The sequence below is a fragment of the Pseudomonas sp. IPO3774 genome (genome assembly GCF_013386835.1).
Classification (GTDB): Bacteria; Pseudomonadota; Gammaproteobacteria; order Pseudomonadales; family Pseudomonadaceae; genus Aquipseudomonas.
In genome coordinates this window covers 52,221-76,813 of the sequence record NZ_JACAQY010000018.1, presented here as the reverse complement: position 1 = coordinate 76,813, position 24,593 = coordinate 52,221, and the positions used below count along the sequence as shown (strand labels likewise).

Sequence of the window (24,593 nt, the reverse complement as noted above, 5' to 3'; positions counted from 1 at the left end):
CCCGGTGTCTGGGCACCGGTGTCGGTCAGCGGGGTGTGCGTACTTCGATGCCCGCCTGATCCAGCGCTTCACGGGTGGCTTCCACCAGTTCAAGGGCGCCGGGGGTGTCGCTGTGCAGGCAAATGGAATCGAATTCGATAAACAGGTCTTCCCCTTCCACCGTACGTACCAGCCCGGTCTGGCAAGCCCGTAGTACGCGCGCCGCAACCGTCGCCGGATCCAGCGCCCGCACATTGCGGGTAAACACGATGGAGCCGGTGAGATCGTACTCACGGTCGGCATAAAACTCCCGCACCACCGGCTGGCCGAGTTCCTTGGCGATACGCCAGATCACCGAATTCGGCATGCAATACAGCAGCAGCGTGGGCTCCAGCCGTTGCAGGTTTTCCACGAGCAGCCGCGCCGCTTCTTCATCCCGCGCCAGGTGCATATACAGCGCGCCGTGGGGCTTGATGTGTTGCAGCGTGAGGCCCTGCACCCGGGCGATTTCCCGCAGGGCGCCGAGTTGATAGAGCATGTCGTCCACCAGCTCCTGGGCCGGGGCGTTGATATGGCGTCGGCCGAAACCTACGAGGTCGCGAAAACCCGGGTGCGCGCCAATCGCCACGCCCAACTGCTTGGCGCGTTCGACGGTACGGCGCATGGTGCCCGGGTCGCCGGCGTGAAAGCCGGTGGCGATGTTGGCCGAGCTGATGTAGGCCATCAGTTCGCTGTCGACGCCGTCGCCGATGGTCCAGGGGCCGAAGCCTTCGCCCATGTCCGAATTGAAATCCACTGCCTGCATCGGGGTCGCTCCGTTGAAGTTCTTGCGATGGAAATTAGGCTGCCCCTTGACCCCTTGGGAAGATCTATTATCAGATGGCCCATCTTCTGAAAATCAGATACCCGATACTGATCGTTCACACGCTCCGCGTGGGGATGCCGCCCTGGACGCTCTGCGTCCGCTTTTAAAATCGTGACGCGGAGCGTCACAGGATGCGTTCCCACGCAGAGCGTGGGAGCGAGCGGAGAAACCAATGTCCCTGACCCTGCGCCAAATCCGCTACTTCGTCGCCACCGCCGAAATCGGCCAGATCTCCCAGGCGGCGATTCACCTGAACATCTCCCAATCGGCGGTGACCACCGCGATCAAGGAGCTGGAAGCGATGCTCGGCGCGCAGCTATTCGTGCGCTCGGCCCAGGGCATGAGCCTGACCGACGCCGGGCGGCATTTCCTCAACCGGGCGTATGTGATTGTGCGCAGCGTCGACGATGCCCTGAACAGCCCGCTGCCGGACTACCGCGCCAGCGGCGTATTGCGGGTGGCCGCCAGCTACACCGTGCTCGGTTACTTCCTGCCGCACCACTTGCAGCGCATGGAACACTGGCACCCGGACGTGACCATCGAGGTCTTCGAACAGGAACGCCAGGCCATCGAACACGGCCTGCTCAACGGCCAGTTCGATATGGCCGTGGTGCTCACCGCCAACCTCACCCACGCGGATATCGTCTCGGAAATCCTCTTCAACTCCGAACGCCGCCTGTGGCTGCCCAGCCATCACCCGTTGTGCGAACGCCCCGCCGTGAGCCTCGCCGATGTGGCCAGGGAGCCGTACATTTTCCTCACCGTCGACGAAGCCGAACAAAGCGCCATGCGCTACTGGGAACAGGCCGGGCAAACCCCCAAGGTGCGGCTGCGCACCAGTTCGGTGGAGGCAGTGCGCAGCATGGTCGCCAACGGCAGCGGCGTGGCGATCTTGTCAGACCTGGTGCATCGCCCGTGGTCACTGGAAGGCAAACGCATCGAAACCGTGAGCGTCACCGACAAGGTCACGCCCATGAGCGTCGGCCTGGCCTGGCACCGCGAGCGCGATTTCACTCCGGCGATGCAGGCGTTTCGGGATTACTTCCATGATGCATTCCTGGCGCCGCAGCAGTTGTCTGCCCGGCGTTGAAAGCAGCCTGCAAGGTGGCGGCCAGCCAATCCATGAACACCCGCACCCGCAGCGGCAAATGCCGTTGGCCGGCGTACAGCAGGGACACGTCCAGTGCCGGCGCCGGATAGTCCGGCAGCACCGCCACCAACTCGCCGCTGGCCAGTTGATCGTGAATGCCCAGGGCGGGCACCTGGGTCAGGCCAAAGCCACCGATGCACGCCGCCCGGTAAGCGTCGGTGCTGTTGACCGTGACGCGCCCGGCCATGGGAATCCGCTGCACCTTGTTGCCTTGTACGTATTCAAACCCTGGGGAGCGTGAGCCCAGCGGGCGTACGTAATGCACCAGTTGATGGTGAGCCAAATCAGCGAGCGTCCTGGGTACGCCGTGGCGCTTCAGGTACGCAGCACTGGCGCAGTTGATCATCGGCATGCTGCACAACAAGCGGGCTACCACCGACTGGTCCGGCTGCGCACCGACGCGCAAGACGCAGTCGAAACCTTCCGCCAGCAAATCAACCTGGCGGTCGGTGCTGCTGATTTCCAGCTCGATCAGCGGGTGCAGGTCCATGAACTCGGGCAGGCGCGGCAGGATCAATTCCCGGGCCATGACATTGGGCATGTCCACCCGAATGCGCCCCGCCAGCTGCGCTTCATCCTGGCGAAACAAGCCTTCCAGCTCTTCCATGTGCGACAGCAAATCCTTGCTGCGCTCATACAGCACGCGCCCGTCCTGGGTCGCCTGAACCTTGCGCGTGGTGCGCTGCAACAGGCGCGCGCCCAGCAACTCTTCCAGCGCCTGCACATGCTCGGAAACCGTGGAGCGCGGCAAGCCCAGGCTCTCGCCCGCCTGGGTGAAACTCGACAGTTCGGCAACGCGCACGAAGGTACGCAGCAACTCTAGTTTGTTCATGGGATTGTTCGCCTTATCCGGCCAGTGATTCCGGCATAGCTCTGTTTATCACGTTATGGCCGGACAAATACACTCAGTCCCACTAACCATCACACGCCCCGAGGACTTCACCATGACCCGTAAAATCGCACTCATCACCGGCGCCAGCCGCGGCCTGGGCAAAAGCGCTGCGCTGCACCTGGCGGCACAAGGCGTCGACATTATCGGTACCTACAACAGCGCGGCGGACGAAGCCCAGGCCGTGGTCGCCCAAGTCGAAGCGCTGGGCGGCAAGGCGGCCATGCTGCAACTGGACGTCAGCCAGAGTTCCACCTTCGAGGCGTTCACCGCCCAGGTCGGCTCGGTATTGAAGGAAGTGTTCGGCCAGGCGCACTTCAACTTCCTGATCAACAACGCCGGGATCGGCGCCCACGCCAGCTTCGCCGACACCACCGAAGCGCAGTTCGACCAACTGGTGGCGATCCACTTCAAGGGCCCGTTTTTCCTGACCCAGAAACTGCTGCCGCTGATCAGCGACGGTGGCCGCATCATCAATATCTCCAGCGGCCTGGCGCGCTTCAGCCTGCCGGGTTATTCGGCCTATGCCTCGATGAAAGGCGCGGTGGAAGTGCTGACCCGCTACCAGGCCAAGGAACTGGGTGCCCGTGGCATCACCGTGAACACCCTGGCCCCCGGCGCGATTGCCACCGACTTCAGCGGCGGCGTGGTGCGCGACAATCCGGACGTGAACGCGATGGTCGCCAACAACACCGCCCTCGGTCGCGCAGGCTTGCCGGATGATATCGGCGGGGCGATTTCCACCCTGCTGGCCGACGGCAGCAACTGGATCACCGGGCAACGGGTCGAGGCCTCGGGCGGGATGTTTCTGTAACGCTCTCGGATTCTCCGCTAGCATCAATGCTTTCGGATACCTGACAGGCAATCACCCATGAGTTTTGATCCAGGACTGGCCGGTGGCATGGGCGTACTGGCCGCCGTGGTCGACAGCGGCAGTTTCGCCCGCGCCGCCGACAGCCTGGAGATGACGCCTTCGGGGGTCAGCCGGGCTATTTCGCGGCTGGAAAAACGCTTGGGCATCCGCCTGTTCGACCGCACTACCCGCTCGGTGCAATTGACCGACGAGGGCCGGCGTTTCTACCAGGAAATCGCCCCCCTGCTGGCCGGCCTGGAAGAAGCCGCCAGCTCGGCGGCCGACAGCGCCCTGACGGTGCGCGGGCGGTTGCGGGTGAACATCGACCCGTACTTTTCGCGGCTGGTGCTGGGGCCGGTGCTGGGTGAATTCATGAGCCAATACCCGCAGCTGCAGTTGGACCTGCACACGCGGGATCAACTCGGGGACCTGGTGGCGGATGGCTTTGACCTGGCCATCCGTTTTGGCATTCCGCAATCGTCCTCGCTGATCGCCCGCAAGCTGATGGAAGTGCGGGTGCTGACGTTGGCCTCGCCAGCTTATCTCGAGCGGCATGGTCGCCCTTCACACCCCAAGGACCTGGAAGACGGCCAGCACGTGTGCATCGACTTTCGCGACTCCCAGACCGGCCGGCCGTTTGGCTGGGAATTCCACCGGCCGGGCGAGCAGGTCAACATCGCCACCAGCGGGCGGCTGGTGGTCAACGATGCCGGGACCTTGTACAGCGTGTGCGAACACGGCCATGCAGTGGCGCAAATGCTCGACCTTGGGCTGGCACCGGCGCTGAAATCCGGCGCGTTGATCGAGTTGTTTCCCGACTGGCCCGACGAGCGTTTCCCGTTGTATGCCTTCTACCCGTCGCGGCATTTGCCGGCGGCCAAGGTGCGGGCATTCCTCGATTTTGTGGCCGCCCTACAACCCCTGTAGGAGCTGGCTTGCCGGCGATGACGTATCCAAAATCGCCATCGCCGGCAAGCCGGACTCCTACGCGGTGCGCATCCGTTTCTGCATGATCCGCTCCCGCGCGGCGTCATACGCCCAGTGATACACGTAGGTGTATGGCAGGAAAAACAGCAACACGCCGATGTCGAGGATAAACGCCTGCATCAGGCTGATGTCCAGCCACCAGGCAATCAACGGCACACAGATCGCCACCAGCCCGCCTTCAAACATCAACGCATGCAGCACGCGGGTCCACACCCCGCCGGACAGTTGCAGGCGCGCCTTGAGACGGTCGAACAGGCCGTTGAAAATCACGTTCCAGGCCAGTGCCATAAGGCTGATGGCCAAGGTCACGACGCCCATCTCCAGGGCCGGTTTATCCATGATCCACGCCAGCAGCGGTGTACAGATCAACAAGGCCAATCCTTCAAAACCAATGGCCTGCCAAACGCGTTCAGTAATCGACTTGGTGGGTGTCATGACCCGTTCTCCGTGAGTGACGATGGTTGCCATCATTACCCTTTGACTCGATACTTCATAACCAGTAACCATCGATCAAGGCGATAGTCATGGCATCCCACGAAGTGCTTCAGGCGTTTGTGCAGGCGGCGACCCACGGTTCGTTTTCAGCGGCGGCGCGCAAGCTGGGCAAGAGCCAGTCCACCGTCAGCGCGGCGGTGGCCAGCCTGGAGATTGACCTGGATGTGGTGCTGTTTGATCGCAGCAGCCGCAAGCCGACGCTGACCCCGGCCGGGCATGTGCTGCTGCAACGCGCCGAGCAGGTGTTGGAAGCCAGCAGCCGCCTGGAGTTGGCGGCCAGTCAGTTATCCCAGGGATTGGAGCCGAAGCTGAGTATCGCGATGTCCGATACGTACCAGTCGGACCGTTTCGAAACCGCCCTCAGTGCCTTCGAGCAGCGCTACCCGGACTTGGAGCTGGAATGCCTGATCGCCGAATGCGAGGACTTGATCGCCCTGGTGCAAAGTGGCCGGGCGCAGATTGCGTTTATCGAGATGCAGGAGGTTTACCCGCCGGACCTCACCAGCACCACCGTGGAAGAGCGCACGGAAATCGCGCTGTTTGTCTCACCCAGACATCCGCTGGCGAACCTTGCGGACATCGACCAGCAAACCCTGGAACAACACCGCGAACTGCGCCTGGCGAGCATCATCAACCCGAATGAAACCCGCGGCCTGGGCCGAGTGTGGTCAGCGCCCAGTTACCTGATGCTGATGGAAATGGCGCAGCTGGGTTTTGGCTGGGCACCGCTGCCGCGCTGGCTGGTGGAGCGGTTTGGCGGCGACCACCTGTGTGAAATCAAGGCCCGGGGCTGGCCGCGCTCGGTGGCGGTGGACGCGTTGTGGTCACGCCAGCATCCGCCCGGCCCGGCCGGCAGTTGGTTGCTGGGCAAGATGCTGGAATAACGCCGAAACACACTATTCGCAACAATGAAGATCAAATGTGGGAGCTGGCTTGCCTGCGATAGCGGTGTGTCAGTCACCACCGCTATCGCAGGCAAGCCAGCTCCCACATTGAATTTGCGGTGAATTCAAAGGCGCCGTCAGGCGGCTTCAATCTGCGGCGGGCGGTTGTTCTGGAAATACTCATGCAAGGCCCGCAACGCCGGCAACTCCAGGGCCTGGGCGGCAAAGCACAACCCCACCCGGCGCGTCGGTGCCGGCAGGTGCCAAGGGCGAATCACCACCCCGGCCCGCTCCGCCGCCAGCGACTGCGGCAACATCGCCACGCCCACACCGGCCGCCACCATGTGCAATGCCTGGGTCAACGAACCGGCATGCCCGGCCACCGCCTGGGGCGAGCGGCCGTACAAGGCCATCAGCCGTTGGTGGGAATCATGCTGCGGGCAGGTGATCCAGTCTTCGATCGGCGCCCAGGCCTGCTCCTTGCCGCCCGCCGCCATCGGGTGCGCAATCGGCAGTGCCATCACGTAGGACTCTTCCCAAAGCGGCAGGAATAATTCGTCCTCGCAGCACATTTCCTCTACCGCCAGGCGCCCCTCTCCTTCGCAGCCTTCCTGCAAGGTCAGCAGCAAACCCGGCAGGCCCTGGTGCGCCATGCGCAGGAAGGTTTCGATCTGGCTGTCGGCAATATCGCCTTCCACACCCAGTTCCAGGGCGATGCGGTTTTCGCGCCCGCGAAACAAGCGGCTCAACGCATCGGCCTCGGCCACCATGCGCCGGGCTTGCGGGTACAGCACCCGCGCCTCGTCACTGACCTCGACCCCACGAGGCTGGCGCAGAAACAGCGCCACGCCCAGTTCTTCTTCCAGTTGCTTGATGGTCACCGACAACGTCGGCTGGCTGATGAACAGGCGCTGGGCGGCGGCGGTGATATTGCGTTCCTCGAATACCGCGAGAAACGCCTTGAGATGACGCACATCCATAGTTAATACCGATGACAGACAGAGGAATAAGGCATTTTTCAGCCAGCCGAGGGCTAAATATACTGCGCTCCACGTTCAGTTATTTGTTTTTCTTATTTCAGGAGTTCCACCATGAGCAAGCCATTGATCATCATCACCGGTGCCAGTTCGGGCATTGGCGAAGCGACTGCGCGCTTGCTGTCGGCCGCCGGCCACCCGCTGTTGCTGCTGGCCCGCCGCATCGACCGGCTGAATGCGCTGGAGTTGCCGAACACCTTGTGTCGCGGTGTCGACATCACCGATCGCGCTGCGCTGGTGGCGGCGGTGAAGGAAGCTGAAGCGCAATTCGGCCCGGCCGATGCACTCATCAACAATGCCGGCGTGATGCTGCTGGGCGCGGTCAGCGAACAGGACCCGGCACAGTGGGAGCAGATGCTCGACGTCAACGTGAAAGGCCTGCTGAACGGCATCCATGCGGTGGCTGGCAGCATGGTCAAGCGCAAGGGCGGCACCATCATCAACGTCAGCTCGGTGGCCGGGCGCAAGACCTTCCCCAACCACGTCGCCTATGTAGGCACCAAGTTCGCCGTGCATGGAATTTCGGAAAACCTGCGGGAAGAAATGTCGCCTCACAATGTGCGTGTGATCACCATTGCGCCGGGCGCGGTGGAAACCGAACTGCTGAGCCACACCACCGACGAAGCCATCAAGACCGGCTACCAGGCGTGGAAACAGGACATGGGCGGCACCGTGCTGAGCGCCGATGATGTGGCTTCGGCGATTGCCTATGCCTACCAGCAGCCGCAGCATGTGTGCATTCGCGAGATCGTGTTGGCGGCGACGCGTCAGCAGCCGTAACTCATTCATCAAGACAACATCGAACAAATGTGGGAGCGGGCTTGCTCGCGAACGCGGTGGATCAGTCACTGAAATGTTGACTGACACACCGCATTCGCGAGCAAGCCCGCTCCCACATTTGGATCTCCGGCGCCTGCACTATTTGAGTTCGGCCAAACGCCGCTCGATAAAGCGCTTTTCGGGCACTTGCTGGGTCAATGCCAGCGCCCGTTCAAACGCTCGCCGCGCGTCCTCCACTCGCCCCAATCGCCGACAAAACTCGCCACGCGCCGAGTACGCCAGGTGATAGTCCACCAACTCCCCCCGCGCCAGAATGCCGTCCACCAATTGCAAACCGGCCTGCGCCCCATCGCGCATCGCAACGGCCACCGCGCGATTCAGCTCGATCACCGGCGATGGCATCGCTCCAAGCAACACGTCATACAGCCCGACGATCTGCGGCCAATCAGTCTCATCGGCGCTCACGGCTTCAGCGTGTACCGCCGCAATCGCTGCCTGCAGGCTGTAGGGCCCGAAGCGGCGTGTGGTCAGGGATTTCTCCACCAGGGCGCATCCTTCAGCAATCAACGACGCATCCCACAGCGAACGGTCCTGCTCATCCAGCAACACCAACTCACCGCCGGCCGAGGTGCGTGCCGGGCGCCGGGACTCGTGGAGCAACATCAGCGCCAGCAAGCCCATCACTTCCGGTTCCGGCAACAACTCCATCAGCAAACGGCCCAGGCGAATCGCTTCGCGGGTCAGGTCTTCACGGGTCAGGTCGGCGCCCATGGACGCTGAATAGCCTTCGTTGAACACCAGGTAAATCACCCGCAGCACACTGTCCAGGCGCTCGGGCAACTCCGCCAGGGATGGCACCTGATAGGGGATCTTCGCTTCGCGGATCTTGCCCTTGGCCCGCACGATGCGCTGGGCGATGCTAGTGGGCGTGGCGAGAAACGCCCGGGCGATTTCCTCGGTGGTAAGGTCGCAGATCTCACGCAAGGTCAGCGCCGCCTGGGCATCCGCCGCCAGCGCCGGGTGGCAGCAGGTGAAGATCAGGCGCAGGCGGTCGTCTTCCACGTCTTCAACGCTCCAGTCTGCCGCTTCCAGCGCATCGGCTTGCGCCTGCAACAACGGGGTAAAACGCGCCTGGCGACGTAAACGGTCGATGGCCTTGAAGCGCCCGGTCGAGACCAGCCAGGCCCGGGGGTTATCCGGCACACCATCCTGCCCCCAGCGCTCGACTGCGACGAAGAACGCCTCGTGCAAGGCTTCTTCAGCCAGGTCGAAATCGCCAAGCAAGCGAATCAGGGTCGCCAGGATGCGCCGCGATTCGCTGCGATAAACCGCTTCAACCCGGGCCTGCACCGTCAATCGCGCAGGCCTTCGGTCACCAGCGTCACCAGCCGGTCGAGGCTCTGCCCCCAGCCTTCGTGAAAGCCCATGGCTTCGTGGGCCTGCTTGGTCTCGGCGCTCCAGTGCATGGCGCGGGCGGTGTACAGGGTCTTGCCGTCGACATCTTCAAAGGTGACTTCGGCGGTCATGAATGGCTGGCCCGAAGGGATCCAGCCGGGGGTGAAGGCGTCGGTAAACACCAGCCGACTGGGGGCGGTAATCTCCAGGAATACGCCCTGGGTCGGGTATTCGCTGCCGTCCGGCGCGCGCATCAGCGTGCGAAATTGCCCACCCACCCAAAGGTCCATTTCGCACTCGGGAGTGGTCATGCCGTGTGGGCCCCACCACTGCTGCAACAAGGCCGGCTCGGTCCAGGCGCGAAACACGCGGCTGCGAGGGGCATCAATCAAGCGACTGATGGACAGTTCAAATTCGGCGGGTTTGGGTTGAATGCTCATGGGAAACCTCCTGGGTTTTATTGTTGTGATCAGAGATTCAATTCACGCACGGGGCGCACTTCCACACTGCCGACCCGGGCCGCCGGTATGCCGCCGGCCACCTGGATCGCTTCATTCAGGTCCTTGGCTTCGATCAGATAAAACCCGGCGAGCTGCTCCTTGGTTTCGGCAAACGGTCCGTCGGTGATCGACAACTTGCCATTGCGCATGCGCACGGTGGTGGCGGTGCTCACCGACTCCAGCGGTTCGGCGGCGAGCATGCGCCCGCTGGCCTGCACGGACTGGCCATAGGCGAAACATTCCGGGTCCTTGGGGCTGTCGGGCGAATCGTGCAGCACCTGTTCGTTGCTATAGATCAGGCAGAGGTATTTCATGGGATTCTCCGTTTTCGGACAACTGACTATAGTTCGCGGCGCTCAAGGTTTCAGGTCGAACAGACCGGCGCCGGTTTCCATGTCGAACGGTGCCGACCAATGTTCATGCACCACTTTCCACTCGCCGCCAACGCGCTGGTAGCCGGCGCTGACGCGCATCCAGCAGGTCTTGAGTACGCCGTCGGGCCCGGTGCCGCCACAGTGCGCGAGCCAGTGGGCAAAGGCGCTGTTATCGCCGGCGACGATACGCATCTCATGGAAGTCAAAGACCCCAGGGCCCGGGCAGAACTCCATGCACGCCTTCCAGTGCGCCTGATAGGCGGCCTTGCCCTTGAACTGCAGGGCGCTAACGGCGTCGAACGCGACGATATCGTCGGCGTAAAAGCTGACAATCTTCTCGACATCCTTGGCGGTGACCGCCTGTTTCCATTGTTCGATCAAGCTGCTGATTGCGGTGCTCATGGCAATACTCCTTGCGGGAAAAATCACGGAAGACACCCTTAGTCGACTGAGCCCCGGGCCAATCGACAGTCCCGCAAAAAATAATTGCGACTACCGCAAACCCGCTAGAATCCGCGCTTCTATGTAGGATTTCGGATGCTACGCCGATGGAAACCCGCCTCGTCGCCTATCAGACGTTGACTGCCCTGCAACAACAGCAACTCAACGCCCTGGAAGTGCATCCCGAACAACTGGTTTTTTCCGGCGATATCTACTGTGCGCTGAACACCCTGCTGGTCAATCCGAACCCTGGCGTGGCAGGCTTTGCGTTACTCGCCGACGAGATTCCCGTGGCCTTCCTGCTGCTCAAACGCCCACCCTGCCTGCCCCATTGGGCGGATGAACACAGCGCCACGCTGCATGCGTTGCAAGTCGATCGCCATCAGCAAGGCCTGGGGTTTGGCAAAGCCTGCCTGCAAGCCCTCCCCGCCGCCGCGCGCCTGGTTTGGCCGCAGATCAAGGCGCTGGAGCTGTCGGTGGACACGGACAATGTGGCGGCGATGGGGCTGTATTTGCAGCAGGGCTGGGTGGACAGCGGGGAGGCGTATAAGGGGCGGATTGGGTATGAGCGCCGGTTGGCGTGGGTGTTTTAAACAATAAGGAGCTGGTGAAGATGCTAACAACCCTGGAACAACTCGAATCCCTCTACGGCCTGCCCCACGAACGGGCCGTGCGCAAGGAAATCCCGTTTCTCAACGAGGATTACCAGGCCATGGTCCGCGCGTCACCCTTGGTGGTGGTGAGCTCATCCGGCCCGGACGGCATCGACGGTTCGCCCCGTGGCGATGTGCCAGGTTTTGTACGAATCATCGACGAGCGCACGTTGGCGATTCCGGATCGGCCGGGGAATAACCGCCTCGACACCCTGCGTAATCTGGTGGTGGACCCGCGTATAGCGTTGCTGTTCATCATCCCGGGGATTGGCGAGACGTTGCGGGTCAATGGCCGGGCGCAGATTTCCATCGAACCAGAGTTGCTGGAGAGCTTTGCGGTAAATGGCAAAGCGGCCCGTTCGGTGATTCTGGTGCAGGTGGAGGCGGCATATTTCCATTGCTCCAAAGCCTTTGTGCGCTCCGATTGCTGGAACCCGGAAAAGCATCTGGATCGCTCGGCACTGCCCTCCGCCGGGGCGTTTCACAAGCGCTTGAATGATGGGGCGTTCGACGCCGAAGCCTATGACCGCGAGATGCCGGAGCGGGTCAAGGCCACGCTGTATTGAGAGGCCATTGCAGGAGCGAACGTGCTCGCTCCTGCCGGTGGCGCGGTCAGGCGGATTCGGCGTTGATGGGGATCCAGATTTCCACGGAGCCCGTGCCTTTACCCACATCGAAATCGGCGCTGTAGCGCTCAAAATCAGCCCCGACCACCTTGTACCCGGAGGCCGGCAGCCATTCGAACATGATGCGTTCATAGGTCTGCGCCAGCGCCTGCACCGGGCCAAAATGCGGGAACACGGCATAGCGATGGGCCGGGATTTCAATCGACTGGAAGTTGCTCGGTACATCGCCCTTGGCCGGTACTTCAACGCCGGCCAGGTAGTCAAATTCATCGTGTTTGGCGTTGTAGCACACGCCATAGGTTACGCCGCCGACGCGTTTCTTGATCTCTTTGAAGCAGCTGTCGAACAGCTCCCACAACTTGGGAATATCGCCAATCGTGGCCTTTGAATAACGCCCTTGCACACCCGCGATCACCAGGGCCTTGCCCTCTTCCATGCGCGGCTGTAACGGCAGTTTTGTCTGTTGATCCATCTGAACAGTCTCCTTCTTATGAGGGAACAAACCCGCGTCGAGTATAGGGGCATATCCCCGTCGCACTCCAAACAGAAATTTTTCCCACAGCATCTGGACAATTGGCCATCACCGACCGTATTGTCTGCCCCGCAGGCCACCGCAGTGGCCGACGTCGCTCGGACGGTTCCGGGCGCTTACGTATTTCGAGGCAACAATGGCCGAACCCCGTTCGCCGCGCCGCTTTGCGCGCATAGATCGACTCCCCCCTTACGTGTTCAATATCACTGCCGAGCTGAAGATGGCTGCGCGTCGGCGCGGCGAAGACATCATCGACTTGAGCATGGGTAACCCGGACGGCGCCACTCCACCGCACATCGTGGAAAAAATGGTCACCGTCGCCCAACGCGAAGACACCCACGGCTACTCCACTTCCAAAGGCATTCCGCGGCTGCGCCGGGCGATTTCGCGCTGGTACAAAGACCGCTACGAAGTGGACATCGACCCGGAAACCGAAGCCATCGTGACCATCGGTTCCAAGGAAGGCCTGGCGCACTTGATGCTGGCCACCCTGGACCAGGGCGACACGGTGCTGGTGCCCAACCCCAGCTACCCGATTCACATCTACGGTGCCGTGATTGCCGGCGCCCAGGTGCGTTCGGTGCCGCTGATTCCGGGGGTGGACTTCTTCGCTGAGCTGGAACGTGCGATTCGTGGCTCGATCCCCAAGCCGAAGATGATGATCCTCGGCTTCCCGTCCAACCCCACCGCACAGTGCGTGGAGCTGGACTTCTTCGAACGGGTGATCGCCCTGGCCAAGCAGTACGACGTGCTGGTGGTGCATGACCTGGCCTACGCCGACATCGTCTACGACGGCTGGAAAGCTCCGTCGATCATGCAAGTGCCGGGCGCCAAGGACATCGCGGTGGAGTTTTTCACCCTGTCCAAGAGCTACAACATGGCCGGCTGGCGCATCGGTTTCATGGTGGGCAACCCGGAACTGGTCAACGCCCTGGCGCGGATCAAGAGCTACCACGACTACGGCACCTTCACCCCGCTGCAAGTGGCGGCGATTGCGGCGCTGGAAGGCGATCAGCAGTGCGTGAAAGACATTGCCGAGCAGTACCGCCAGCGCCGTAACGTGCTGGTGAAAGGCCTGCATGAGCTGGGCTGGATGGTGGAGAACCCGAAGGCGTCGATGTACGTCTGGGCGAAGATTCCCGAGGCGTACGCCGCGATGGGGTCGCTGGAGTTTGCCAAGAAGCTGCTGCTTGAGGCGAAGGTGTGTGTGTCGCCGGGGATTGGTTTTGGTGAGTATGGTGACGACCACGTGCGCTTTGCACTGATCGAAAACCAGGACCGGATTCGCCAGGCGGTGCGGGGCATCCGGGCGATGTTCCGGGCGGATGGGCTGGTCAAGAAAGCTGACGCCTGACCCGATCCAACGGCAGGAATGATCGTTCCCACGCTCTGCGTGGGAATGCCGCCTTGGACGCTCTGCGTCCGCTCGTGACGCGGAGCGTCACAGGATGCGTTCCCACGCGGAGCGTGGGAACGATCACTTACCGCCTAGACCACCAGCGACAGCAACATGATAAAGCCCAACGCCACCACCGACAGAATGGTCTCCATCGCCGTCCAGGTCTTGAACGTCTCGGCCACGGTCATATTGAAGTACTGCTTCACCAGCCAGAACCCCGCATCGTTGACGTGAGACAGCACCAGCGAGCCCGCCCCCGTCGCCAACACCAGCAACTCGCGGTTCACCCCCGGAATCATCCCCACCACCGGCACCACAATGCCGGCACCGGTAATGGTCGCCACGGTGGCAGAACCGGTAGCCACACGAATCACCGCCGCCACCAGCCAGGCCAGCAGGATCGGGTTGATCTGCGCAGTCACCGCCATATGGCCGATCACATCACCCACGCCGCTGGTCACCAGCATCTGCTTGAAACCACCACCGGCACCGATGATCAGGATGATCGCTGCAGTCGGCGCCAGGCTGGCGTCGAGCAGCTTGAGGATTTGCTTGGAGCCAATGCCCTGGCGATGGCCAAAGGTGTACAGCGACAACAGCAAGGCCAGCAGCAAGGCGGTGATCGGGTGACCGATCATGTCCATCCAGTTGCGGATCACATGGCCGTCCGGCAGGGCGACGTCGGCGAAGGTTTTCAGCAGCATCAGGAACACCGGCAGCAGCACGGTGATCAGGGTGATGCTGAAGCTCGGCAGGGTCTTGGATTCCGGTTGCTCACTGGCCAGTTGGTCCACCAGTTCCTGGGACGGGTTGCCCGGGATGTACTTGGCGATAAACGAACCGTAGAGCGGGCCGGCGATGATCGCCGTAGGCAGCGCGACGATCAGGCCGTAGAGAATGGTCTTGCCGATGTCGGCACCGAACACGCCGATCGCCAGCAGAGGGCCCGGGTGCGGTGGCACCAGGCCGTGCACCGCCGACAGGCCGGCCAGCAGCGGAATGCCGATCTTGATCAGCGACACACCGGTACGGCGCGCGACGATAAACACCAGCGGGATCAGCAACACAAAACCGATCTCGAAGAACAGCGGAATGCCCACCAGGAACGCGGCGAACATCATTGCCCACTGCACCTTCTCCTTGCCGAAGGCCCGCACCAGGGTTTGCGCGATCTGATCGGCACCGCCGGAATCGGCCATCATCTTGCCGAGCATCGTACCCAGCGCGAGGATAATCCCGACAAAGCCGAGCACCCCGCCGAAGCCGTCCTGGAAGGCCTTGATGATCTTGTCCACGGGCATGCCCGAGGTCAGGCCGAGAAAGCCTGCGGCGATGATCAGCGCAATGAACGGGTGGACTTTGAACCGGGTGATCAACACGATCAGGCCGATGATGGTCACCACTGCATCGAGCAGCAGATAGGTATCGTGGGACAAGCCAAACATGGGGGTCTCTCCTGTTTGTTGTTGTTATTAAAGCCGGTAAAAAATTCAGTGCAGGCGGACAGCGCTATCTTGTCCGGCAAAAAATTATTTGTTTGGTTCAAAGCCGTGTTCGAGCCACCAGGCATTGGTTTGCTCGGCCAGTTCTTCAACGCTGTCTTCACTGGCGTTGAGGGCCAGGGTCAACGGCTCGCCCACCGGGGATTCCAGGGTGGCGAACTGGCTGTCTATGAGGCTGGCCGGCATGAAATGGCCGGGGCGATGGGATACACGGTCGGCGGCGACTTCGCGGGTCAGCTCCAGAAACACAAACCCCAGGCCCGGCGCGGCTTCGCGCAGGTGGTCGCGGTATTTCTTCTTCAGGGCCGAACAGGTGAGCACCGGATGCTCGCCGGCCTTGAGCGAGCGGCGCAGCTCATCGCACAGGATGTCGAGCCAGCCGGCGCGGTCTTCGTCGTTAAGGGGATGGCCGGCGCTCATCTTCTCGATGTTCGCGGCGGGGTGAAAGCTGTCGCCTTCGATGGCGGTGGCGCCGTTCAGCAGGCACAGGGCCTCGCTGACGCTGGACTTGCCACAGCCGGAAACACCCATGATCACGAGGGCAGTAACAGGTTGACTCATGAAACACCTCAAGACGCAGATAGCGCTACCTTTGCACGCTGTAAGGCTAGTGCAAAAACAGGCTTTTCCCGCGCCGTCTTGTCATTTTTATGGAGTGACGCGTGCATCTGCTCCAAAGGTTTGAACGGGAACAGGCATCCCGACGTTCAAGAATTTGCAGGGTCTTGGAGACAGCGCTACCTTAGTGCCTCGATTTTTGTTTGGCAAGCCGCCTGATGACTCCCAAGAACGATAAAAATACCCGCACCACGGGCCGCCCTACCCTCAATGAAGTGGCCCGCCTGGCTGGCGTGAGCCCGATTACCGCCTCCCGGGCCTTGCGCGGCATCAGCACCGTGGCCACCGAACTGGTGGAAAAAGTGCAAAAAGCCGCCGCCGAACTGAGCTACGTGGTCAACCCGGCCGCCCGTGCCCTGGCATCTGCCCAGAGCCAGTCGGTGGTGGTGTTGGTGCCGTCACTGTCCAACCTGCTGTTTATCGAAACCCTGGAAGCCATCCACCAGGTGCTGCGGCCCAAGGGCTTTGAAGTGCTGATCGGCAACACCCACTATTCCCGCGACGAAGAAGAAGACCTGCTGCGCAACTACATGGCCTACCAGCCACGGGGTTTGCTGCTGACCGGGTTTGACCGTACGGAAAGTGCCCGGCGCATGGTGGAATCGAGCAATGTGCCGTGTGTGTACATGATGGACCTGGACCCGGGCGCCGGACTGAACTGCGTAGGATTCTCGCAGTTGAACGCCGGGGAAACAGCGGCGGCGCATTTGATCTCACGGGGGCGCAAGCGGTTGGCCTACATTGGCGCTCAGTTGGACCAGCGCACGTTGTTGCGCGGTGAGGGTTTCAGGCGCGCTCTGCAACAGGCGGGGTTGTATGACCCTGCGCTGGAAGTGTTGACGCCACGGCCATCGTCGCTGGGCCTGGGTGGTGAATTGTTCCTGCAGTTGCTGGCCAGCCATCCGGATGTGGACGCGATCTTCTTTGGCAACGACGACCTGGCTCAAGGTGCGCTGCTGGAAGCGCTGCGCCATGGCATCAAGGTGCCGGAGCAGATCTCGGTGCTGGGCTTCAACGACCTGCCGTCTTCCTCGTTCATGGTGCCGCGCTTGAGCAGCATCAGCACGCCGCGCGAAGCCATTGGCCGGCGGGCGGCAGAGCATTTGTTGACGGTGATGGCGGGCAACAAGATCGCCCGGCCGGTGGTGGACATGGGGTTTGAGTTGAAGGTGCGCGAGAGTACCTAGGCGGTAGCTGTAGGAAGTGGCTGGTGTTGATGGCAGCGCCTTGCTCCGTTACCTACAGGTACGTCAGAATCCGCCGGCTTGTGCGCCTGGGTAGGGCTCTCTAAGGTTGCCCGGTCGCTGAATTTCTCAGTGATCGGGTTTAGTAGCCCGAACTGGTTCACTCTTAGTGCATGAGCTTCATCTGTCAGACGATTTTGTCTGTGCTTGATGGCGGCTGTGCGTAGGGCACCTTCGGGTGCGCCGGCTATGAGTGTCCACCGGTCTACTAACCTGCGCGCAGCTGCCTCCTTTATTGTTTAGTAGCGATATGGGGGTGGCCTAATACAGGGCACTTACTATGTTCAAAGCAACTCCAAATCCTCCCGCCTTATTCACCGTCAGCCCCGACGCCAGCAGCGAAAGCCTGATCGCCAACAGCTACGAGACGTTTTCCTCGGTCAGCACGTTATTGCTCGACCTGTCTGATGAACTCACCGGCAAAGACCGCGACACCGCATTGGCGATTCACCAGTTGAGTGAGTTGGGCGTATTGCTGATGGGCAAGCTGATGGACCTGGAATCACCACTGATCTAACAGACCGCACGCGGTCAAACTGTGGGAGCGGGCTTGCTCGCGAATGCGGTGTGTCAGCCGACCTTTCCATCACTGATACACCGCATTCGCGAGCAAGCCCGCTCCCACATTTTTGATCCTGCCCACTTAACAACCTCGCCGTGCCTTCTGGCCCCTGCTAAATTGCCCCCTGCCTTCTCTACCTCGTCAGGAAAGCACCATGGGCCATTCGCTGAAAATCCTCGGTCGCACTTCTTCCATCAACGTGCGAAAAGTCCTGTGGACCTGCCAGGAACTGGATATCCCCTACGACCGCGAAGACTGGGGCATCGGCTTCGCCTCCACCCAGTCCCCCGAATTCCTGGCCCTGAACCCCAACGCCCAAGTCCCGGTGATCATCGACGACAACGGCGTGCTGTGGGAATCCAACACCATCTGCCGCTACCTCGTGAGCCTGCACCAACGCCACGACCTGTTGCCCACCGAGCCGGTCGCCCGTGCGAGGGTCGAGCAATGGATGGACTGGCAAGCCACCGAACTCAACCCGTCGTGGGGCTACGCCTTCCACGCTCTGGTACGCAAGAACCCGGACTACCAGGACCCGCAACGCGTCAAAGCCGGGGTAAAAAGCTGGAACGACAAGATGGGCCTGCTCGAAGAGCAACTGATCAAAACCGGCGCCTACGTCGCCGGTAACGACTTCACACTCGCCGACATCCTCATCGGCCTGTCGGTGCACCGCTGGTGGATGACGCCCATGGAGCATCCGTCCTACCCGGCGGTCAGCGCCTACTACGAAACCCTCAGCCAACGCCCCGGCTTCAAAACCTTCGCCCTCAACGGCCACAACTAAAAACAAGGACTACCCAATGAACGGACTCAACGTACTACTCACCGGCGCCTGCGGCCGCATCGGCAAGACGTTTTTCGAAGCCTCGAAAGACCGCTACCGCTTCACCCTCACCGACCGCATCGAGCCGGATTTCGCCCTCGGCGAGCACCGTTTCATCCCCGCCGACCTGAGCGACAAAACCGCCCTCGCCGCCCTGCTCGACGGGATTGACGTGATCGTGCACCTGTCGGGCATCCCCCACGCCAGCGCGACCTTCGACGAGTTGTTGCCCAACAATATCCTGGCCACCACCTACCTGTTCGAAGCTGCCGTGGCCGCAGGTGTGAAGCGCCTGGTGTTCGCCAGCAGTGCCCAGACCATCGAAGGCTACCCGGTAGACCGGCAGATCACGCCGGGCATGCCTGTATTGCCCGCCAACCTGTACGGCGTGAGCAAATGCTACGGCGAAGCCCTGTGCGGTTTTTACGCGGCCAAAACCCCGCTCTCCACCATCGCCCTGCGCATCGGTGCGTTTGAATTCCCCGAAACCCACGACCTGAACAACGCCCGCGACCTCAGCGCCTGGCTCAGCCCCCGCGACGCCGTGCAACTGCTGCAACGCTCGGTGGAAACCATCGGGGTGAAACACCTGATCGCCCATGGCATTTCCAATAACCGTTTCAAACGCCTGGACCTCAGCGAAACAACCCGTGTGCTGGGTTACCAACCGGTGGATGATGCGTTCCAGGAATTCGAGATCCCGATCACTTACTGAGTCTTCTGCCCATGTCTTCACCCTCTCTTGCAGACGGTATCGACCCGATCCGCGCCGCGCACATCAGCGCGCGCATTGATCGGTTGCCCGCCGTCGCCACTGTCTGGCGCCTGGTGGCGCTGCTGTCGATTGGCGGCTTTTTCGAGCTGTATGACTTGTTCCAGACTGCCTATATCAGCCCCGGTCTGATCAGTGACGGAATTTTCCACACCGGCAGCCAGGGCGTATTCGGCTTCTCCGACCAGGCGGCCTTTGCCTCGGCGACCTTTCTCGGCCTGTTCCTCGGCGCCAGCCTGCTCAGCCCGATTGCCGACCGCTACGGGCGCCGGGCGATCTTCACCTTTGCGTTGATCTGGTACACCGTCGCCACCGTGTTGATGGGTATCCAGACCTCCGCCCTGGGCATCATCTGCATGCGTTTCCTGGTGGGCATCGGCCTGGGCATCGAACTGGTGACCATCGACGCCTACCTCTCGGAACTGGTGCCCAAGCGCATGCGCAGCTCGGCGTTTGCCTTTGCGTTTTTCATCCAGTTCCTGTCGGTGCCGGCGGTGGCGTTGATGTCGTGGTGGCTGGTACCCCAGGCACCGTTCGGGATTTCCGGCTGGCGCTGGGTAGTGGTGAGCAGTGCGGTATTTGCGCTGTTTATCTGGCAACTGCGCAAGCGCCTGCCGGAATCGCCGCGCTGGCTCGCACAAAAAGGCCGTTTCGACGAAGCCGGGCAGATCATGGACAGCCTCGAAGCGCGCTGCCGGAAAGACCACGGCAAGCCACTCGATGAGCCGGAACCGCAAGCCGTCAGCGTGCAGGGCCAAGGGCGCTTCGCCGATATCTGGCAACCGCCGTACCGGCGCCGGGCGTTGATGCTGATTGTGTTTCATGTGTTCCAGGCCATCGGCTTTTTTGGCTTCGGCAACTGGCTGCCGGCGCTGCTCTCGGGCCAGGGCGTGAGCGTCACTCACAGCCTGGGCTATGCCTTCATCATCACCCTCGCCTACCCGCTGGGGCCGCTGCTGTTTGTGAAGGTGGCGAACCGGTTTGAGAACAAATGGCAGATTGTCGGCTCGGCGCTCGGCGCGGTGATCTTCGGCAGTTTGTTCGCGCTGCAAACCACCGCCGTGGGCCTGGTGATCTGCGGAGTGATGATCACCTTCTGCAACGCCTGGCTGAGTTTCAGTTATCACTCCTACCAGAGCGAACTGTTCCCCACCAACATCCGCGCCCGGGCGGTGGGTTTCTGCTATTCGTTCAGCCGGTTGTCGACGGTGTTCAGCAGCCTGTTGATCGGCGTGATCCTCGAACACCTCGGCACGCCCGGCGTGTTGGCGTTTATCGCCAGCAGCATGTTGATCGTGATGATCACCATCAGTTGGTTCGGCCCGCGCACCCGCAACCTGGCGCTGGAGAACATTGCCCACTAGCGGCAAACAATGGCCGGCGGCACGCCAACGCTTGCCGACGGTAGCGGCCAAAAGCCCCGTAAACACGGGGCCATACCACTGGGCACGCTAATTGCTCCACCTGTGGCACCGCCCACATCCACAGGTGTCCTGATCATGCTGATCAACAACAACCCCCAGGCTCAGTCGACGATCCAACGCATCAAGCGCGCAGACATGGACCCGGCCAACGCCGCGGCCAGCGCGCTGTACAGCGGTGCCGCGCAAAACGTGCAACAGGGCACTACCACTGTATCGACCACACAGGCAGCGGCCGACGCCACTGCCGACAACATCAATGCCGCCTTCGCCAAGACCCGTGTGCAGTTGCAAGCCACCACCGCAACCGCCTCGACCACCGATACGGCCAAGACTGACTCCACCACGTCGGCCCGCAGTGACTTCACCGACTACATGAAGAAAAGCCCGGCTGAGCGCATCCGCGAGCAACTGCTCAAGGAACAGGGTTTGACCGAGGATGATGTGAAGAACATGCCTCAGGACAAGCAGGATGCTATTTCCAAGGAAGTTGCAGAACGCCTGAAGGAGCAGCAGGCGCAGCAGGTAGCGGCGAAGACCGCTGACCCGCAGGCGCAGACGGTGAAAGAAACCCTGGCTGCGATCTAAGCCACACCACAAACCAAATGTGGGAGCGGGCTTGCTCGCGAATGCGGTGTGTCAGTCAATCCATGTGCTGACTGACACACCGCATTCGCGAGCAAGCCCGCTCCCACACAAGCTCATTCCACATTTGATCTGCGGTGTTACTGCAATTGCAGTGTGGAATTGAACTGACTGATCGCATCCACCACATGCCGTGACCCTTCCTGAATCTCCAGGATCACCTGCCCCGCCTCATTCGCCAGCTCCACCCCAAGCCCCGTGCGGCTCAGGCTCGACTGCATGCTCGACACCGCGCTGATCGACAGGTCGTGGTTCTTGCGCACCACATCCACAATCTCGATCGTCGCCTGGCTGGTTCGCGCCGCAAGGCTGCGCACCTCATCCGCCACCACCGCAAACCCGCGCCCATGCTCGCCCGCCCGGGCCGCTTCGATCGCCGCATTCAGCGCCAGCAGGTTGGTCTGGTCGGCGATGCCGCGGATGGTCTGAACGATAGTGCCGATAATGTCCGACTGCTTGCTCACTGCGTCGATGCTCACGGCCGCCTCGTTAAGGTCACGGGAAATTTCTTCGATGATCTGCACGGTCTGCTGCACCACTTCCGAACCCTTGCGGGCGCAGGCGTCGTTTTGCACCGAGGTGGCGTGAGCCGAGTCGGCAGCCGTGCGCAAGGTGGTGACCTGGTCGGTGATGTCACTGGCGAACTTCACCACTTTGTACAGGCGCCCGTTGGCATCGAAGATCGGGTTGTAGGAGGCTTCCAGGAACAGCGTTTGGCCGAATTTGTCTTTGCGCTCAAACCGGTGGGAGTGATATTCGCCGCGATTGAGCGAGGCCCAGAATGCCTTGTAGGCCGGCGAATCGGTCTCACCGCGATGACAAAACAGACTGTGGTGCTGGCCGACGATTTCACTGAGGGAATACTTCACCGTCTTCAGGAAGTTGTCGTTGGCATTCAGAATCTGGCCTTGCGGGGTGAATTCAATGACCGCCATGGAGCGGCCGATGGCGTCGATCAGGCTCTGGTTTTCATGCTCGCGGTGAATCCGCGCCGAGATGTCCGAGGCCACCTTGATCACGCTTTGCACCTGGTTGTCGGCACCGATTACCGGCATGTAACTGGCCTCCAGCCACACTTCCTGACCATGCTTGTTCAACCGCATGAAGGTGCCACTGAGGGGCTCGCCCCGCGCCAGGTCGCGCCAGAGCTTGGCGTAGGCGTCGGTGTGGGTGTAGGCCTCTTCGCAGAAAATCCGGTGATGCTTGCCGCGAATTTCTTCGGCGCGGTAGCCCATGGTCTTGCAGAAATTTTCATTGGCATCCAGCACGATGCCGTCGCGATCAAACTCGATCATTGCCATGGAACGGCTGATGGCGGCCAATTTGGCTTTGGCTTCGGTAAGGGCGCAGGAGAAACGTTCGATTTCCAGTAGGTCGGATTTGTGTTGGCGGTTGAACATGTCAGATCACCCTTTATTTTCCCGACGCCCACGCGGGCGCATTCCATTCACGGTTTGAATCTTGATCGAAGACCTTTATGGGGAAACCTATCCGAAACGCTTTATATGCCGAGCGTCATCAACGGTTCTGGGTGAGCATAGACAGGCGTTGGCGCTATGCAAGGCCACTAGTCAGCCAGCATTTGCAACAAAGCATTAACCACTGCGGAGGGCGGTTGGTGGCGTGATGTCACCAACGCAAACTCGCGATGCACCGGCTCCGCCAGGGGCATGATGCGCAAGCCTTGGCGCTGGGCCGGCAGGGTCATCTCGGGCACCAGCGTCACTCCCACGCCTTCACGCACCAGGCTGAAAGCGCTGTTCCATTCGCGCACTTCCACCCGCACCTCGCGCAGCACCAGGCCGGCTTCCTGCGCCAGGCTGCGGGCGTTGACGGTGCAGCCGCCGGTGGCAAGCACGAACGGTTGCTCCACCAACTCTTCCAGCGTGACCGTTGCCTGCGCCGGGCGCCGGGAAAACCCGTGGGCCATCGGCAGCACCGCCACCCAGTTATCGCGCCCCAGCACGGCGGCATTGCGCTCGGACGGCGGGTTGAGCACCACGCCCAGGTCGATCAGATTCGCGTCGAGCAGGGTGTTCACTTCATCGTCGGTCACTTCCAGGGCCGTGACCTCGATGCCGGGGTAAAGCTGGTTGAACCGACGCAGCAGCGGCGGCAGGAACACCGCCAGCACCATGGGGAAACTCGCGATGCGAATCGTCCCACGCAGCATCGGCCGCGCTTCGTCAACGGTGGTGCGAATCGCCTGCAAGGCCCCGAGCATCACCCGCGCCTGCTCGATCACTTGCAGGCCCAGGGCGGTAGGCACGGTCTGACGCGCCTCACGCACAAACAACTGCGCACCGAGGTTGGCCTCCATGGCCGCCATCGCCTGGCTGGCGGCGGACTGAGTCATGCCCACTCGTTCGGAGGCGGCAGTGATGCTGCCGTTGTCCGCCACGGCCACCAGCAGGCGCCAGTGCATCAGGTTCATCATGGCAGTAGCTGTCCTTATGGCAGGATTCTGAAAGATTAATTTTACCCAAGGTGCCATGCCCACGAGACTGAAGGCAACTGTCCTGCGGAGTTGCCCCGATGAAGCTGTATTTTTCCCCGAATGCCTGTTCCCTCGCCTCCCATATCGCGCTGCGGGAATTGGCCCTGCCGTTTGAATTGATTCGCGTCGACAACCAGAAAAAGCTCACGGCTGACGGTGATGATTTCCTGCAGATCAACCCCAAGGGCTATGTGGCCGCACTGCAACTGGACAACGGCGAGGTACTGACCGAAGGCGCGGCCATCCTGCAATACCTGGCCGACCGTGTACCCGCAGCGGGCCTGGCGCCGGCCAATGGCAGCTGGGAGCGGGTGCGTTTGCAGGAGTGGCTGAACTTTGTCTCCAGCGAGATTCATGGCGGGCTGGGAGTGTTGTTCAAGGACGCGATTCCCGATGAGGTGAAGGCGCTGTTCAAGGCCACGCTGTTCAAGCGGTTTGCGATTCTGGTACAGACCCTGGAGCGCCAGGATTACCTGCTGGGCGCGCAGTACTCAGTGGCGGATGCGTACCTGTTTGTGGTGCTGCGCTGGGCGGGGTTGTTTGATATCGACTTGCAGCAGTGGCCGGCGTTAGCGAAGTTTCAGCAGCGGGTCGGTGAGCGGCCGGCTGTGATTGCCGCCCTGGCCGCTGAAAATCCATGACCTGAAATGCAGCTCCCACATTTGAT

General features: G+C 61.6%; 27 protein-coding genes and 2 pseudogenes. 15 read left to right on the top strand and 14 right to left on the bottom strand.

All coding sequences use genetic code 11. The annotated features are described in order from the left end of the window. Positions 1-25: 25 nt before the first annotated feature. On the bottom strand, positions 26-784 hold the full coding sequence (locus tag HYE77_RS12125; RefSeq protein ID WP_003211441.1) for a 5-oxoprolinase subunit PxpA: 759 nt from the start codon (positions 782-784) through the stop codon (positions 26-28). 232 nt (positions 785-1,016) lie between these two features. On the opposite strand from HYE77_RS12125, the gene HYE77_RS12120 reads away from it, so the two are divergent. Next, entirely contained in the window at positions 1,017-1,934 is a 918-nt protein-coding gene (locus HYE77_RS12120; protein WP_003211439.1) for a LysR family transcriptional regulator, read from the top strand. Here HYE77_RS12120 and HYE77_RS12115 read toward each other — a convergent pair. Beyond that, positions 1,855-2,826, bottom strand: coding sequence for a LysR family transcriptional regulator (locus HYE77_RS12115; RefSeq protein WP_102369743.1), 972 nt, complete (start codon positions 2,824-2,826; stop codon positions 1,855-1,857). The genes HYE77_RS12120 and HYE77_RS12115 overlap by 80 nt on opposite strands. Before the next feature lie 112 nt (positions 2,827-2,938). On the opposite strand from HYE77_RS12115, the gene HYE77_RS12110 reads away from it, so the two are divergent. Together HYE77_RS12110 and HYE77_RS12105 are read left to right on the top strand one after the other, a co-directional pair. After that, a complete protein-coding gene (locus HYE77_RS12110) occupies positions 2,939-3,697 on the top strand; it encodes an SDR family NAD(P)-dependent oxidoreductase (RefSeq protein WP_177068821.1) in 759 nt (252 codons plus the stop codon). Between the two features lie 57 nt (positions 3,698-3,754). Further along, positions 3,755-4,663, top strand: a complete 909-nt coding sequence (locus tag HYE77_RS12105; RefSeq protein ID WP_003211434.1) for a LysR family transcriptional regulator — start codon at positions 3,755-3,757, stop codon at positions 4,661-4,663. A 57-nt stretch (positions 4,664-4,720) separates the two neighbouring features. On the opposite strand, the gene HYE77_RS12100 is transcribed toward HYE77_RS12105, so the two are convergent. Then, complete coding sequence (locus HYE77_RS12100) at positions 4,721-5,158, bottom strand: multidrug/biocide efflux PACE transporter (RefSeq protein ID WP_008432974.1); 438 nt, start codon at positions 5,156-5,158, stop codon at positions 4,721-4,723. Between the two features lie 89 nt (positions 5,159-5,247). Here HYE77_RS12100 and HYE77_RS12095 point away from each other — a divergent pair, with 89 nt between their 5' ends. Further along, positions 5,248-6,102, top strand: coding sequence for a LysR family transcriptional regulator (locus HYE77_RS12095; protein ID WP_087693158.1), 855 nt, complete (start codon positions 5,248-5,250; stop codon positions 6,100-6,102). 137 nt (positions 6,103-6,239) lie between these two features. Here the strand turns inward: HYE77_RS12095 and HYE77_RS12090 are convergent, their stop codons facing one another. Beyond that, positions 6,240-7,082: a LysR family transcriptional regulator gene (locus HYE77_RS12090; RefSeq protein ID WP_003211429.1), complete on the bottom strand. Its 843-nt coding sequence runs from the start codon at positions 7,080-7,082 to the stop codon at positions 6,240-6,242. A 111-nt stretch (positions 7,083-7,193) separates the two neighbouring features. Here HYE77_RS12090 and HYE77_RS12085 point away from each other — a divergent pair, with 111 nt between their 5' ends. Beyond that, entirely contained in the window at positions 7,194-7,919 is a 726-nt protein-coding gene (locus tag HYE77_RS12085) for an SDR family oxidoreductase (protein ID WP_102369745.1), read from the top strand. Positions 7,920-8,057: 138 nt separating this feature from the next. On the opposite strand, the gene HYE77_RS12080 is transcribed toward HYE77_RS12085, so the two are convergent. The 4 genes from HYE77_RS12080 to HYE77_RS12065 are packed head-to-tail and all read right to left on the bottom strand — an operon-like array spanning position 8,058 to position 10,590. Further along, a complete protein-coding gene (locus tag HYE77_RS12080; RefSeq protein ID WP_043225961.1) occupies positions 8,058-9,269 on the bottom strand; it encodes an RNA polymerase sigma factor in 1,212 nt (403 codons plus the stop codon). Positions 9,270-9,271: 2 nt separating this feature from the next. Then, the gene (locus HYE77_RS12075; protein ID WP_003213108.1) at positions 9,272-9,754 is read right to left on the bottom strand and encodes an SRPBCC family protein; all 483 of its coding nucleotides are present in this window, start codon (positions 9,752-9,754) and stop codon (positions 9,272-9,274) included. A gap of 29 nt (positions 9,755-9,783) precedes the next feature. Beyond that, positions 9,784-10,128 (bottom strand): YciI family protein, encoded by a 345-nt coding sequence (locus HYE77_RS12070; RefSeq protein ID WP_003213107.1) that lies wholly within the window; start codon positions 10,126-10,128, stop codon positions 9,784-9,786. A gap of 42 nt (positions 10,129-10,170) precedes the next feature. Further along, the gene (locus tag HYE77_RS12065) at positions 10,171-10,590 is read right to left on the bottom strand and encodes a nuclear transport factor 2 family protein (protein ID WP_003213104.1); all 420 of its coding nucleotides are present in this window, start codon (positions 10,588-10,590) and stop codon (positions 10,171-10,173) included. 146 nt (positions 10,591-10,736) lie between these two features. Between HYE77_RS12065 and HYE77_RS12060 the strand changes: the two genes are divergently transcribed. Both HYE77_RS12060 and HYE77_RS12055 read left to right on the top strand, forming a co-directional pair. Then, positions 10,737-11,222, top strand: a complete 486-nt coding sequence (locus tag HYE77_RS12060; RefSeq protein WP_177067309.1) for an N-acetyltransferase — start codon at positions 10,737-10,739, stop codon at positions 11,220-11,222. A gap of 20 nt (positions 11,223-11,242) precedes the next feature. Next, a complete protein-coding gene (locus tag HYE77_RS12055; protein WP_063027754.1) occupies positions 11,243-11,848 on the top strand; it encodes a pyridoxamine 5'-phosphate oxidase family protein in 606 nt (201 codons plus the stop codon). Between the two features lie 46 nt (positions 11,849-11,894). Here the strand turns inward: HYE77_RS12055 and HYE77_RS12050 are convergent, their stop codons facing one another. Beyond that, a complete protein-coding gene (locus HYE77_RS12050; RefSeq protein ID WP_003213098.1) occupies positions 11,895-12,380 on the bottom strand; it encodes a GyrI-like domain-containing protein in 486 nt (161 codons plus the stop codon). A 196-nt stretch (positions 12,381-12,576) separates the two neighbouring features. On the opposite strand from HYE77_RS12050, the gene alaC reads away from it, so the two are divergent. Continuing rightward, positions 12,577-13,794, top strand: a complete 1,218-nt coding sequence (gene alaC, locus HYE77_RS12045) for an alanine transaminase (protein WP_003213096.1) — start codon at positions 12,577-12,579, stop codon at positions 13,792-13,794. Positions 13,795-13,928: 134 nt separating this feature from the next. Here alaC and HYE77_RS12040 read toward each other — a convergent pair whose 3' ends face one another. After that, positions 13,929-15,284, bottom strand: a complete 1,356-nt coding sequence (locus HYE77_RS12040) for a GntP family permease (RefSeq protein ID WP_008431626.1) — start codon at positions 15,282-15,284, stop codon at positions 13,929-13,931. An 84-nt stretch (positions 15,285-15,368) separates the two neighbouring features. Further along, on the bottom strand, positions 15,369-15,902 hold the full coding sequence (locus HYE77_RS12035) for a gluconokinase (protein ID WP_087693163.1): 534 nt from the start codon (positions 15,900-15,902) through the stop codon (positions 15,369-15,371). Positions 15,903-16,114: 212 nt separating this feature from the next. Between HYE77_RS12035 and HYE77_RS12030 the strand changes: the two genes are divergently transcribed. The 6 genes from HYE77_RS12030 to HYE77_RS12005 all read left to right on the top strand — a co-directional run bounded on the left by HYE77_RS12030 (position 16,115) and on the right by HYE77_RS12005 (position 21,372). Further along, positions 16,115-17,146, top strand: a complete 1,032-nt coding sequence (locus HYE77_RS12030) for a LacI family DNA-binding transcriptional regulator (protein WP_167665540.1) — start codon at positions 16,115-16,117, stop codon at positions 17,144-17,146. A gap of 337 nt (positions 17,147-17,483) precedes the next feature. Continuing rightward, a complete protein-coding gene (locus HYE77_RS12025) occupies positions 17,484-17,720 on the top strand; it encodes a DUF6124 family protein (RefSeq protein ID WP_087693164.1) in 237 nt (78 codons plus the stop codon). Positions 17,721-17,919: 199 nt separating this feature from the next. Further along, positions 17,920-18,552 carry a glutathione S-transferase family protein gene (locus HYE77_RS12020; protein ID WP_177068820.1) on the top strand — a complete coding sequence of 211 codons (633 nt, stop codon included), beginning with the start codon at positions 17,920-17,922 and terminating at the stop codon, positions 18,550-18,552. Between the two features lie 16 nt (positions 18,553-18,568). Beyond that, on the top strand, positions 18,569-19,306 hold the full coding sequence (locus HYE77_RS12015) for an NAD(P)-dependent oxidoreductase (protein WP_177019374.1): 738 nt from the start codon (positions 18,569-18,571) through the stop codon (positions 19,304-19,306). A gap of 11 nt (positions 19,307-19,317) precedes the next feature. After that, a complete protein-coding gene (locus HYE77_RS12010; protein WP_003213083.1) occupies positions 19,318-20,727 on the top strand; it encodes an MFS transporter in 1,410 nt (469 codons plus the stop codon). 135 nt (positions 20,728-20,862) lie between these two features. Beyond that, positions 20,863-21,372: a hypothetical protein gene (locus tag HYE77_RS12005; RefSeq protein WP_003213081.1), complete on the top strand. Its 510-nt coding sequence runs from the start codon at positions 20,863-20,865 to the stop codon at positions 21,370-21,372. Positions 21,373-21,509: 137 nt separating this feature from the next. Here the strand turns inward: HYE77_RS12005 and HYE77_RS32965 are convergent. The 3 genes and pseudogenes from HYE77_RS32965 to HYE77_RS11995 form a co-directional block, all read right to left on the bottom strand. After that, positions 21,510-21,935 (bottom strand): annotated as a pseudogene (locus HYE77_RS32965) (methyl-accepting chemotaxis protein); the annotation flags it as partial. A gap of 165 nt (positions 21,936-22,100) precedes the next feature. After that, positions 22,101-22,724 (bottom strand): annotated as a pseudogene (locus HYE77_RS32960) (PAS domain-containing protein); the annotation flags it as partial. Between the two features lie 272 nt (positions 22,725-22,996). After that, positions 22,997-23,866 carry a LysR family transcriptional regulator gene (locus HYE77_RS11995; protein WP_008431612.1) on the bottom strand — a complete coding sequence of 290 codons (870 nt, stop codon included), beginning with the start codon at positions 23,864-23,866 and terminating at the stop codon, positions 22,997-22,999. Between the two features lie 98 nt (positions 23,867-23,964). Between HYE77_RS11995 and gstA the strand changes: the two genes are divergently transcribed. Further along, positions 23,965-24,567 (top strand): glutathione transferase GstA, encoded by a 603-nt coding sequence (gstA, locus tag HYE77_RS11990; RefSeq protein WP_008431610.1) that lies wholly within the window; start codon positions 23,965-23,967, stop codon positions 24,565-24,567. Positions 24,568-24,593 lie beyond the last annotated feature (26 nt).

Bases quoted from the DNA above. Each gene is read 5' to 3' on its own strand.
- HYE77_RS12125 (WP_003211441.1), bottom strand. From the start codon at position 784: ATGCAGGCAGTGGATTTCAATTCGGACATGGGCGAAGGCTTCGGCCCC.
- HYE77_RS12120 (WP_003211439.1), top strand. From the start codon at position 1,017: ATGTCCCTGACCCTGCGCCAAATCCGCTACTTCGTCGCCACCGCCGAA.
- HYE77_RS12115 (WP_102369743.1), bottom strand. From the start codon at position 2,826: ATGAACAAACTAGAGTTGCTGCGTACCTTCGTGCGCGTTGCCGAACTG.
- HYE77_RS12110 (WP_177068821.1), top strand. From the start codon at position 2,939: ATGACCCGTAAAATCGCACTCATCACCGGCGCCAGCCGCGGCCTGGGC.
- HYE77_RS12105 (WP_003211434.1), top strand. From the start codon at position 3,755: ATGAGTTTTGATCCAGGACTGGCCGGTGGCATGGGCGTACTGGCCGCC.
- HYE77_RS12100 (WP_008432974.1), bottom strand. From the start codon at position 5,158: ATGACACCCACCAAGTCGATTACTGAACGCGTTTGGCAGGCCATTGGT.
- HYE77_RS12095 (WP_087693158.1), top strand. From the start codon at position 5,248: ATGGCATCCCACGAAGTGCTTCAGGCGTTTGTGCAGGCGGCGACCCAC.
- HYE77_RS12090 (WP_003211429.1), bottom strand. From the start codon at position 7,082: ATGGATGTGCGTCATCTCAAGGCGTTTCTCGCGGTATTCGAGGAACGC.
- HYE77_RS12085 (WP_102369745.1), top strand. From the start codon at position 7,194: ATGAGCAAGCCATTGATCATCATCACCGGTGCCAGTTCGGGCATTGGC.
- HYE77_RS12075 (WP_003213108.1), bottom strand. From the start codon at position 9,754: ATGAGCATTCAACCCAAACCCGCCGAATTTGAACTGTCCATCAGTCGC.
- HYE77_RS12070 (WP_003213107.1), bottom strand. From the start codon at position 10,128: ATGAAATACCTCTGCCTGATCTATAGCAACGAACAGGTGCTGCACGAT.
- HYE77_RS12065 (WP_003213104.1), bottom strand. From the start codon at position 10,590: ATGAGCACCGCAATCAGCAGCTTGATCGAACAATGGAAACAGGCGGTC.
- HYE77_RS12060 (WP_177067309.1), top strand. From the start codon at position 10,737: ATGGAAACCCGCCTCGTCGCCTATCAGACGTTGACTGCCCTGCAACAA.
- HYE77_RS12055 (WP_063027754.1), top strand. From the start codon at position 11,243: ATGCTAACAACCCTGGAACAACTCGAATCCCTCTACGGCCTGCCCCAC.
- HYE77_RS12050 (WP_003213098.1), bottom strand. From the start codon at position 12,380: ATGGATCAACAGACAAAACTGCCGTTACAGCCGCGCATGGAAGAGGGC.
- alaC (WP_003213096.1), top strand. From the start codon at position 12,577: ATGGCCGAACCCCGTTCGCCGCGCCGCTTTGCGCGCATAGATCGACTC.
- HYE77_RS12040 (WP_008431626.1), bottom strand. From the start codon at position 15,284: ATGTTTGGCTTGTCCCACGATACCTATCTGCTGCTCGATGCAGTGGTG.
- HYE77_RS12035 (WP_087693163.1), bottom strand. From the start codon at position 15,902: ATGAGTCAACCTGTTACTGCCCTCGTGATCATGGGTGTTTCCGGCTGT.
- HYE77_RS12025 (WP_087693164.1), top strand. From the start codon at position 17,484: ATGTTCAAAGCAACTCCAAATCCTCCCGCCTTATTCACCGTCAGCCCC.
- HYE77_RS12020 (WP_177068820.1), top strand. From the start codon at position 17,920: ATGGGCCATTCGCTGAAAATCCTCGGTCGCACTTCTTCCATCAACGTG.
- HYE77_RS12015 (WP_177019374.1), top strand. From the start codon at position 18,569: ATGAACGGACTCAACGTACTACTCACCGGCGCCTGCGGCCGCATCGGC.
- HYE77_RS12010 (WP_003213083.1), top strand. From the start codon at position 19,318: ATGTCTTCACCCTCTCTTGCAGACGGTATCGACCCGATCCGCGCCGCG.
- HYE77_RS12005 (WP_003213081.1), top strand. From the start codon at position 20,863: ATGCTGATCAACAACAACCCCCAGGCTCAGTCGACGATCCAACGCATC.
- HYE77_RS11995 (WP_008431612.1), bottom strand. From the start codon at position 23,866: ATGATGAACCTGATGCACTGGCGCCTGCTGGTGGCCGTGGCGGACAAC.
- gstA (WP_008431610.1), top strand. From the start codon at position 23,965: ATGAAGCTGTATTTTTCCCCGAATGCCTGTTCCCTCGCCTCCCATATC.